Annotated in this window: 7 protein-coding genes; 6 read left to right on the top strand and 1 reads right to left on the bottom strand. The window is 48.2% G+C overall.

Features of this window, described 5'->3' with window-relative positions:
- Positions 1–590 precede the first annotated feature (590 nt).
- From FHS86_RS04595 to FHS86_RS04575, 5 genes are all read left to right on the top strand, one after another.
- Positions 591–1,655 (top strand): efflux RND transporter periplasmic adaptor subunit, encoded by a 1,065-nt coding sequence (locus tag FHS86_RS04595; protein ID WP_429411623.1) that lies wholly within the window; start codon positions 591–593, stop codon positions 1,653–1,655.
- Positions 1,655–4,804 carry an efflux RND transporter permease subunit gene (locus FHS86_RS04590; protein ID WP_429411621.1) on the top strand — a complete coding sequence of 1,050 codons (3,150 nt, stop codon included), beginning with the start codon at positions 1,655–1,657 and terminating at the stop codon, positions 4,802–4,804. The genes FHS86_RS04595 and FHS86_RS04590 overlap by 1 nt, the downstream gene beginning before the upstream one ends.
- 26 nt (positions 4,805–4,830) lie before the next feature.
- Positions 4,831–6,234 (top strand): TolC family protein, encoded by a 1,404-nt coding sequence (locus FHS86_RS04585; RefSeq protein ID WP_429411619.1) that lies wholly within the window; start codon positions 4,831–4,833, stop codon positions 6,232–6,234.
- A 139-nt stretch (positions 6,235–6,373) separates the two neighbouring features.
- Positions 6,374–7,411, top strand: a complete 1,038-nt coding sequence (locus FHS86_RS04580) for a sensor histidine kinase (RefSeq protein ID WP_429411618.1) — start codon at positions 6,374–6,376, stop codon at positions 7,409–7,411.
- Between the two features lie 26 nt (positions 7,412–7,437).
- A complete protein-coding gene (locus FHS86_RS04575) occupies positions 7,438–8,199 on the top strand; it encodes a LytR/AlgR family response regulator transcription factor (protein WP_429411616.1) in 762 nt (253 codons plus the stop codon).
- Between the two features lie 8 nt (positions 8,200–8,207).
- Here the strand turns inward: FHS86_RS04575 and FHS86_RS04570 are convergent, their stop codons facing one another.
- Positions 8,208–10,601: a glucan 1,4-alpha-glucosidase gene (locus FHS86_RS04570; RefSeq protein ID WP_429411614.1), complete on the bottom strand. Its 2,394-nt coding sequence runs from the start codon at positions 10,599–10,601 to the stop codon at positions 8,208–8,210.
- Positions 10,602–10,814: 213 nt separating this feature from the next.
- On the opposite strand from FHS86_RS04570, the gene FHS86_RS04565 reads away from it, so the two are divergent.
- On the top strand, positions 10,815–11,033 hold the full coding sequence (locus FHS86_RS04565) for a YgaP family membrane protein (RefSeq protein WP_429411612.1): 219 nt from the start codon (positions 10,815–10,817) through the stop codon (positions 11,031–11,033).
- The last annotated feature ends 192 nt before the right edge of the window (positions 11,034–11,225 follow it).

Genomic DNA, 11,225 nt, shown 5'->3' with positions numbered 1-11,225 from the left:
AAAAGAACCTCAGGCTCATAATTGTCCGATAGTAATATGACCTGAAATGAATAAGATTAATAACAAAAAAGGTCAACTCTATTTAGGGAAGTACAATTATCTATAGTCTATAGTCTAATATCTATTGTCTATTATCTATTATCTATTGTCTTACATCTATTGTCTTACATCTTACATCTTATATCTAACTTCTATTCCCAGCGCAGCCTCCGGAGACGATCCGTCCGTCAGCCAACGGTCGAAGAAGTCACATGCCACCATTCACAATTCACCATTCATCCTTCACCATTCACAATTAACAATTCACAATTTATCATTCATCATTCATCATTCCACCACACTTCACGCGCTACTTTTAGCACTTCGGTAAATCAATGCAGCATTTCTTCGTGCACTGTCATTTCTTTGCAGGAAAAAAGGAAAGTTATCCGAAAACACAATAAGATGAAACGAGCCATGTGAAATACATTTCACTCACAGACAAATGTTCCGTCAGCTGACGGATGGCAAGTTCCATACGGGTAGCCGGAAAATTCAATGAAAACAATCTTAATCCAACAGATAATTAGCAACTTAAGAAATATAAACGAATGAAAATAACACAAAGCCTCATGTTGCTGGCTGTATTGATCGTTGCAGCCTGTGCCCCCAAAATTGAAGAACAGGAAACCATCGTCAGGAAGGTGAAAGTAAGCAAACCTGCCAAAGCCGACACCATTGTAAGCCGTAACTTTTCTGGCATTATTGAAGAAGCAGCCGAAGTGAACCTGGCTTTCAGGGTCGCCGGCCCCATTGACAAAATTCATGTAAATGAAGGCGACTATGTAATAAAAGGACAGCTTATTGCCACCATCGATCAGCGCGATTACCAGCTGCAATACGACGTGGCCAAAGCCCAATACGAACAGGTTAAAGCTGAATACGACCGCCTGAGTGAGTTGAAAAAACGCGAAAGTGTTGCTGCCAACGACTACGAAAAGGCCGTAGCAGGTGAAAAACTGACCCGCTTGCAGCTTCAACGTGCCGAAGATCAGCTGAACGACACCCGGCTGCTCGCTCCCTTTTCCGGTTACATTCAGTCGGTAAAATACCAGGAAAAAGAACTCGTTAACACCGGAATGACACTGGCCACCCTGCTCAACAGCAGCGCCCTGCAAATCGAGGTGGATGTCCCCCTCGAAGTGTACCTGCAACGCAATCATTTCACTGGCTTTAGCCTTCAACAGGAAGCAATAGCGGCCGATGCCTGTCCTTTAATTCTGACCGGATACAGCCGCAAAGCAAGCAACAACCAGCTGTACACCTTCAGCTTCAGCCTGTCGCCCGATGCAGCTTCTAAGTTTACTCCCGGCATGAGTGCTTTGGTCAACATCAGCTACCGTAACCACCATGAGCTTCCGCTCAATCTTCCCTTGAAAGCGGTATTTAACTACCAGGGAAAAAGCTGTGTTTGGTTGTACACACCCAAAACAAAAACGGTTCATCGCCGCCAGGTCGAAACCGACGGACTAACAGGCAAGGGCAACATACGCATTCTTTCGGGAATCGGTGAAAACGACCTGATCGTGACCGCAGGAGTCAATGCCCTCACCGAGGGAGAAAAGGTTGCTTTAGTGGAAAAAACTTCTGAAACAAACATAGGAGGGCTGTTATAATGCATCTGTCAGCTTTGGTTTTCAAAAAGAAAACACTGTTTTACTTCCTGCTGTTTTGCATCGTGGTGGGGGGCGTACTGGCCTACGACTCGATCAGCAAACTAGAAGATCCTGAAATACAGATCATGCAGGCACGGGTCATCACCATCTACCCGGGAGCTTCGGCCCACGATGTCGAAATGCAGGTCACCAGTGTACTCGAAAATGAGTTAAGTGCCCTGGCCGACATCAATACCATCCTGTCGAAATCAGCTGCCAATGTGTCGATGATTACCGTAGAATTGAAAATGACCGTTCCTCAAAAGGAAATCCAGCAACGCTGGGACTTTATGCGGCGCAAGGTAGAGGCAGCACAGGCCAAACTGCCCGAAGGGGTTCAGCCCCCCATGGTCATCGACGATTTTGGCGATGTGTACGGCATGTTTTATGGTCTTACGGCCAATGGTTATTCCTATCAGGAAATGTATGACTACGCCCGTCTTTTGAAAAGCGAACTGCTCGAAGTGGAGGGAGTAAGACGTGTAGAAATTTATGGCCAGCAAACCCCCGTTGTGGATGTCATGATCTCGGTCGAAAAAATGGGTGAGCTGGGCGTCTTCCCGATCCAGATCATGTCGGCCATTGCGGGGCAGAACCAAATGGTGTATCCCGGCACCCTCGAAAGTGGCAATCAAAGGCTGCGCGTTCAGGTAAACGACCAGCTGAAAGCGATCGGCGATTTACAGGAACTGATCATCCAGGGTATTGATGGAGAACAGTTCAGGCTGGGCGACATTGCCACCATCGAAAAAGGCTACAGTCAACCCCTGCGCAATACCCTGTTTGTGAACAATGAAAAAGCCCTGGGACTATCCCTTTCGATGGAAAGTGGTGAAAACATCATCAAGCTGGGCGAAAGGGTCGATGAACGCATGAACGAACTGCTGCATGAGCTTCCTGCGGGCTTCGAAGCACAGAAAATATTCTTCCAGCCCGATAAAGTGCGCGACTCGGTTCATGGTTTTATGTGGAACCTGATTGCCTCGGTACTAATTGTTATTGTGGTACTGATGCTGACCATGGGACTGCGCGGAGGGATCATTATTGGTACCGGACTCATTCTCACCATTCTGGCCACCTTCCCCATTCTGCTGGCAGCCGACGGAACCCTGCAGCGCATTTCACTTGGCGCCTTCATTGTTGCCATGGGCATGCTGGTCGACAATGCCATTGTAGTCCTCGATGGGATCATTGTGGACCTGCAAAAAGGGGTAAAACGCAAAAAAGCACTGATTAACCCGGCCAAACGAACAGCCATTCCTCTGCTGGGAGCCACACTCATTGCAGTTTCGGCCTTTCTTCCGGTGTACCTTTCAAAAGATACGGCAGGAACCTATGCCCGCGACCTTTTCATTGTTTTGTGCATTTCGCTGCTGGTAAGCTGGATTCTGGCCCTTACCCAGGTGCCGCTTTTTAGTGAGAAATTTTTGAAGATTAAAAAAAGCAAACAGAATACCGATCCTTACACCAGTCGACTTTACCGCACCTTACGCAGCGTTCTGGCCTTTTTGATGACCCACAAAATTGCCACGGTAGCTGCAACCACCGTACTGATGGCGCTAAGCATCTACAACTTCAAAAATATCAAACAAACCTTCTTCCCCGATTTCAACTACAACCAGGTGTATGTTGAATACAAAATGCCCGACGGGACCAGTCCCTCCAAGGTGAACGAGGATTTGCAGCTCATAAGCAATGATCTGCTTCAACTCGAAGAAGTGAAAATGGTGGTAAGCAGTCAGGGCATGACCCCCACCCGCTACAGTCTGGTAAGGGCCATGGGCGAGGCATCCGACAGTTATGGTGAATTGATTGTCAATTTCGACGATTACGAAACCATGGTCAAAATGAAGCCGGTCATCAGTCGCTATCTGCACGAAAATTTCCCCGATGCTCAAATCCGCATCCGTAAATACAACCTGTCAATCAAATCGTCGCACACGGTTGAAGTAGAATTTACAGGTCCCGACCCGGCCGTACTGCGCAATCTGAGTGAACAGGCGCAGGCCATTATGCGTGCCAATCCGTACACCGACAAGTATACCATTTCGGACAACTGGGAACCCATGGCCAAATCGATGGTAGCCAAATACGACCAGACCCTGGCTCGCCGCACAGGCACCAGCCGTTCGGATGTAAGCAATGCACTGCTGGCTGCAAGTGAAGGTCTTCCTGTAGGAAAATACTACGAAGGCGAAACCGCTTACACCATCAAACTGCGTACCATGCATAGCGATGGCACCAACATCGAACAGCTCGACGACATCCCGGTATGGAACATGCTACCCAACCTGGGCACCGTCGACATCAACAGCATTACCGAGGTGTTTTACGGTTCAAAATCGCAGGAAGAATTAACAAAGGAAATTGTCAGTCCGGTGCCTTTGAGTGCCATCAGCCGGGGCATTGAAATGGAATGGGACGAAAGCGTAGTGCACCGCACCGACGGGAAACGTTCGATTGAAGCACAATGCGATCCGGCCGATCAGTTCAGTCCTGCACTCACACGCAAAACGATGCTGAAGGAAATGAAGGCCATCGAGCTGCCCGATGGATACCAGATGAAATGGCTCGGCGAGTACGATCTTCAGAAGGATGCCTTGACCAACATCTTCAGCTACATGCCCATCGCCATCATGCTCATCATTCTGATCCTGATTCTCCTGTTCAACGATTTGCGCAAGCCCTTCATTGTGCTGGCCTGTATACCACTGGCTGCCATTGGTATTGTTCCGGGAATGATTCTGGCCGGATCGCCCTTCACTTTCATTGCCATTATTGGCACCTTTGGTTTAATGGGTATGCTGATTAAAAACTCGATCGTTCTGCTCGATGAAATCGAAAAACAAATTGTGGAGGGAAGTGACCGTTTCAGCGCGGTAATCAATGCAACCATCGCCCGTACGCGCCCTGTAATTCTTGCTTCCTTAACCACCATGCTGGGCATGCTTCCCCTGTTTCGCGATCCGATGTACAGCAGCATGGCAGTGGCAGTAATCAGCGGTCTGTTAGTGGGTACGCTCATCACCCTCGTTTTTGTCCCCATTTTGTATGCCGTATTGTTTAAGGTGGACCGAAGCGAATACAAAGGCAAAATTGAAAGGCTTTGATTGATTAACATTTAAAAGAGAAAAAAATGAACAAGATATTTCCATTCATCCTATTGCTCATCCTCTCGCCAGGACTGCCAGCCCAGCAAAAACTGTCGCTCGACAGTTGCCGTACACTGGCCTTACAGCAAAGTGAACTGCTCAAAATTGCCGACCTGCAGGTAGAAAAGGCAAAAGCAGAAAAGGCAGCTGTAAGAACCAACTTCCTGCCTTCGCTTTCGGGCTCGGCCACCGGCATCTACCTCAACGAATCGTTTGAACAGGAGTTGTACATGCCAACAGCGGTACCCGACATGTCCTCAGGCGAACTTCAGCCCAACATCATGATCAACCCGGCTACGGGCGAACCTGTAGTTGGAGCCGACGGAAATCCGGTTTTCAATATGTATGCCTGGCTCCCGCTCGAAATAAGTCTGCAGGGCGCCTACATAGCGGGCATCTCACTCGAACAGCCATTGTTTACGGGAGGTAAAATCGTTACAGGCAACAAGATGGCCTCGCTGGGGCTTGAGATGGCTGGTGAAAACAGAAGTCTGCAAAAGATGAATGCCCTGTACGAAGCCGATCAGGCCTACTGGATTTATGTATCGGTGAAGGAAAAGGTAAAGTTGGCCGAAGTGTATACAAAGCTGCTCGAAGAGCTGGTAGCCACCATTAACGATGCTTACGAAACCGGCATGACAACACGCAACGAGGTACTGAAAGCACAGGTAAAACTGAATGAGGCCAAACTACAGCTGCAAAAAGCCCGCAGCGGACACGAACTCACCCGCATGGCCTTGTGTCGCATCACCGGGCTCGATTACCACACTGCAATCATTGCCACCGACAGTGTGATCAGTATAACACCTTTCATAGAAGAAAATCATGAATCGGCAGTCAGCCAACGACCTGAATTCTTTCTGCTAAAGAAGCAGCTCGAAATGGCCGAACAACAGGTAAAACTCACCCGGGCCGATTTTCTGCCAACAGCCGGGGTAAGTGTGGGTTACAACTACCTGGGCGGTATCGAGGTCAACAGCGAAGCATATACCAATGGAAGCATGAGTGTGATGGCTTCGGTTAAAATCCCGCTTTTCCACTGGGGTGAAGGCATGAAAAAAATACAATCGGCCAAAAGCGAACAGGCCATCAAAGCCCTCGAGCTGGAACGAAACAGCCGGCTCATGCAGCTTGAAAGCGAACAGGCCAGGCTTAATCTTCGCGATGCCGCCTTAAGGGTCGAAATGGCCACAGAAGCACAGAAGCAGGCCGACGAAAACCTGCGCATCAGCAAAGACAATTATGAAACAGGGCTTGAAATTCTGCCCAATTTGCTCGAAGCACAGGCTCAGTGGCAAAGCGCCCACAATGAATTAATCGATTCAAAAACCGACTACAAAATGAAAGAAAGTGCCTGGTTAAAAGCCACAGGCAATTTAAAGCAGTAAAGCCAAAAGCACGCCCCATGGGGAGCAGCTCATTATAAATATTTGTGAAAGAACCTGCGCTGCTTTACCGCGAAGCTTTTGAGGAGAAAGTATTTGCCTCGAAGAATTTTACGATCTTTACACGCAAAGTATCAACAGCATGGAAAACAAGCAACTGCAATTCATCAGCCAGCTTTCGTCTTACCAGCCTAAAAGCATCTTGTTCAGGCTGGTTACGGTATCGCTTGTGGCCCTGCTCTTTATGTTCATTGCCGACACCATTGTGGGGGGAGATACCATGACAATCCCATTGGCACAATACATTAAGGTGGTCATCATTTTTAATATTATCAGCGAAATTAATGTGCTGACCGACAACCTTGCCGAACGTTATTTCCCCATTCCCTCAAAGGTGGTGTTACGGGCCCTGCTGCATTTACTGCTCAGCCTTTTGATCGGCTTTCTGGCGATTGTCTATTTTCAGCATCAGCTTAAAGCAGTGGATGTGATTAACCAGCCCATTACCTGGCTGATGTTTGCTTTTGGTTTTGTTTTTATTTTCATTCTCATTGTAATCGCCATCAGTTTGCGTATTACGGCACGCTGGATTTCGGCACAAAAGGAAGTGGAAGCCCTGCGGCAGGTTCAGCTGATGAACGATTACAACGCCCTGCAGGACCAGCTCAACCCCCATTTTCTGTTCAACAATCTGAGCGTACTGAAATCGATGATACAGTACGACACGCAGGCCGCTGTTGCGTTCACTCAGAATTTTACCGACAGCTATCGCTATGTTCTTCAATGCAAAGACAAAACAACTGTTCAGTTAAAAGACGAACTGGAATTCATCAAAGCCTATATCAGCCTGCACAAAGAACGCTTAGGCAGTGGTTTACAGGTGGAGATCGACATCGATAAGGAGCTGCTTAACAGTGCCATCCCCCCCCTGTCGTTGCAATTACTGGTCGAAAATGCGATCAAACACAACATCGTCGGTAAAAACAAAGCACTGAACATCCGAATTTTCACACAGAAACGCAGCCTGGTGATCGAAAATAACTTACAGCCTAAAGAATCGACCTATTCAAGTCACAATGGATTGAAGAACCTCGTGTCACGCTATGCTTTGATTAGCGAACAACAGGTGGTGATCAAACAAAACGACGAGCAATTCAGCGTTGAAATACCGCTTCTTTAAGCTTTAACCAATACGAACCAAAACGAATGAAACTGGTAATCATAGAAGACGAACCCTACAATCAGCGCCTGCTCCAGGGCATGATTGAGGAAATCCGCCCACAATGGACGATTACAGGAATTTATGAAAGTGTCAACGAAAGCGTTGAGCAGCTCAAACTGGAAGTGCCCGATCTGATTCTGATGGACATTCAGCTCTCGGATGGCATTTGCTTTTCAATTTTTGAGCAGCTGCAACTTGAGAGTGCCGTTATTTTCACCACGGCCTACGATCAGTATGCCATTCGCGCCTTCAAGGTGAACAGTATCGATTACCTGCTGAAGCCCATTAAGGAAGAAGAACTGGCAGATGCCCTGCAGAAATTTGAAGCCCGCATGAAGAAGGAAGCCGCCCAAACAATTCCCGACTATAACAAATTGCTGGCTGCTATCAAAGAAGGAAAAAAAGAATACCGCCAACGTTTTATGATTTCGACCGGAAAGCATTATTACAAAATTGACACCCTTGAAGTGGCTTACTTTTTCAGTGAAAACAAGATCACCACAGCCGTCACCTTCGACAATAAATTTCACATTGTCGATTTCACCCTCGAGTCCTTAGAAGAACAGCTTCATCCCGACAGCTTTTTTCGTACCGACCGGAAACACCTGATCAACATCAACAGCATTGCCCGTTTCGAAGATTTCTTCGGAGGCAAACTGGTGGTAAAGCTGAAAGCACCCTTTGGTCAGAAAATCACCGTAAGCCGGCTAAAAGCTTCGGCCTTCAAATTATGGATGGGAAAATAAGCGGCGTACTATTTCACATACCGGCTTTCAACATTCGGATAGCGGTCCCACACCTGTTCATCGCTGAGTGAACGCAAGAGCTTAACATACTCGGCATGGGTCCATGCCAGCGGAGTAGCCGAATTGGTTCCTTCCCCTTTTTGATATCCTTCAGGAGCCACGCCTACCCCGTCCCAAACCTGCTCGGGCAACATGAGCCCTTCGTTGGCAAAATACTCCATGGCTTTCACATAGGTCGTCCTAAGCTGATCGATTGCAGGCGACTCATTGCTTTTCAGCGATTTGGCCAGTTCGTAATGAGCCCGCTCGCCGGTAAAGAAGGGCCAAACCCGGCCCCGCTGTCCCGGAGTCATCAGGCCATAATTGGCTCCATTGGTCACATCCTCACCGTAACCATCGTTACCATAGCGTCGCCAACCGGGATAAAGCGTGCTGTCGTTGCCAAAAGTAAAGTAGTATTTCACTTTCAGATTCTCTTCCAGCTCCTGGCTGTCGAGTTCAGGCAGCGATTCCACGATGGAAGGAGCCGTGGCACTGCGCACGCCGTAGCGCACCAGTTCGAGAAAACCGGCATCGAGGATCATGGTTTCGTCGAGCCCCGCTTTGCCATTGTTGGCAGCCAGTGGCTCGTGGTCGTCGGGATTGTCGTTGCGGCTCAGCCTGATGAAATACTCCCCGTTGGCAGCCCCCTGATTGAAAACACCGGTTTTGGTAAACAGCACTTCCTCGATGAGCTGTTCATAGGCATCGGCAGCCTTCAGATAACGTGCCGACTGTGCCTGATCGCCGGCCAGATCGGCCAGGTCGGCAGCACACACCAAACCAGAAATGACGGCTGCCATGGTCGAAGGAGAATAGCCGGCTTGTTCTTCCCAACGCTCCTGCTGGGTTACGGGCGGCGTGATAATGGTATTGTTCCAGTCGAGGTCCACCTCACCACCATCGACCAAAAATACGGCGGCATCGCGTAACATGTTGTTGTACCAGTAAATGGCGCGCTCATCATCCAAAATACCTTTCTTCCAAAGTTTCCACCCCAGCATGATGGGCATGGCCGTTTGATCGAGCTGAATACTGATCCATTCCATTTCGCCATCGACGTGGGTTTTCTGCATGAACCAGCCACCAACGCCCTTGTTGCCGGGTGTGTTTTCATTCACCTGTACTTTTTTCAGGTATTCAAAGGCCACCCGCGGGCTTGCCTCATCGCCCATGGCCATGAACGCCATGGCACACTGATAGAAATCGCGGGGCCAAACGCCTTTGTATCCTGTAGCAGGCTCGGCAGCCGAAGCCGTTTCACCCCAGGGATTCGACAAGGAGGCAATCAGCGCTCCGGCATGGGTTTTATCTTCCTGAGCCTTGAGCACCAAGGCACTGGCATACAAAAGCTTTCCTCCGTCGGTCGACATCGTGCTCAGCTTTTCCAGTTGATCCAAACCAGCCAGATAATCGCTCCAACCGGTAAATGTGCCTGTGCCGTTGTATTTCGCAAGTACCTTGTCGTAACCTTCTTTCAGGGTGGCAGCAGCTTCTGTATAACTTGCGTCATCGTTCTCACCAAAGCCGATTACAAAATCGTATTGAACTTCGCTGTTATTCACTTCATCCAGGCGGGCAATCATGGCCACATTGCCGGTGGTATCGCCTGTTGAAGCATACAGCTGACTCAAATGGCCATTGGCTTTCAGTTCATTCAATCCATCGGAATGCCCCACAAAACCAGCCGAAGCCGACTCAAATGCACGACTGCTCAATAAGGTCAGACTAACATTTCCTTCCGATGCCACCAGTGTTTTCCTGCTTACCCGGGCCTTGTCGTCGCTCCCGGTATTGTTTACATGCGGATTCAGATAGAGGTAGGGAACGACCGTTTCGTCGAAGGCCCTGAAGTAGGTGCGCACAAACAAAGCCTGCCTGTCGGGATGAGTAAACAGATGTTTTTCAATTTCATACTTTCCTTCCTTATCGCGGGTAATAACCCGGTAAGCCAGCGACAAAGGCCTGCCGGCCTCATCGGTATACAGGTATTCGATGGTACTTTCGGTCGCATCCTTTTCAAAATCGACAAAACCCTTTCCACTGACAACAAACTGGAGCTCCTTGATTTGCGCCTCGTGTATCAGGCCGTACATGGTTTCAGTTAAAATGCCTTTGGCCAGTGAGAACCAAACTTTTGAAACTGTGCCTGTCGTTTCATTCTCGGCGTATTGCCCGTCGACATAGGCCTCGTACGAGGTGCCAATTCCGGTTTTGCCCGCATAGGCCCAAACAGGTGCTTCACCGGGTGCACCGGGTGCCACCGAGTTTTCATCGACCGGCCAGGGCTTGCATCCCTGCAGAAGGAAGAGGGCTAAAAGCGAAAAAACGATTTTATTTCTACAAACATTCCAGTTCATCATGTTGACAGTTTAATTATTGTGCTTTCGGCAAATAAAGGAAAAAATGAGCGTAAATGATTGGCTTTGCAAGGGGACCCAGGTGAAAAAAACCACGCAAACGATATCGCAAACGTTTTCGGAAAAGATGTTTTACAGCAGTTTTCCGAAATGCCTTAAAAGAAACCTTTTATTAGTGAGCACTGTTTAATATTACGTACCTGTTAGTATTGAAAGATGAGACAGAACATGGGTAATCTCGACAAGGCAGTCAGACTGGTGATTGCTGCAGTGCTCCTGCTTCTCTATTTACTAGGTGAACTTTCGGGCACACTCGGACCGGTGATGGTTTTTTACGCAATTGTATTGATATTGACCAGTATATCAGGCATCAGTCCGCTCTACTTCTTCATTGGCTTCTCAACCCGTAATAAACAGGAGGGGAAAAAGATCTAAAAAACAAGGGATGGCACCGGGGTGACCATCCTTCGTTTTTTTCTGTCCTGATTCTTGCCATCTGCCAGCTGATTATTGGCTTTTGTACCCGGCATTTTTTTCCATTTGCTAACCAAAAGTTGCCATTCACTCAATAATTGCTATCATTCACACAATTTACTTTACATTTTATCCAATTTGTCTTAGCTTTGT

Origin of the sequence: Roseimarinus sediminis (assembly GCF_050433125.1) — a bacterium.
In the GTDB taxonomy this organism is placed as follows: Bacteria; Bacteroidota; Bacteroidia; order Bacteroidales; family Prolixibacteraceae; genus Roseimarinus; species Roseimarinus sediminis.
This window is presented reverse-complemented; position numbering and strand designations above follow the sequence as displayed.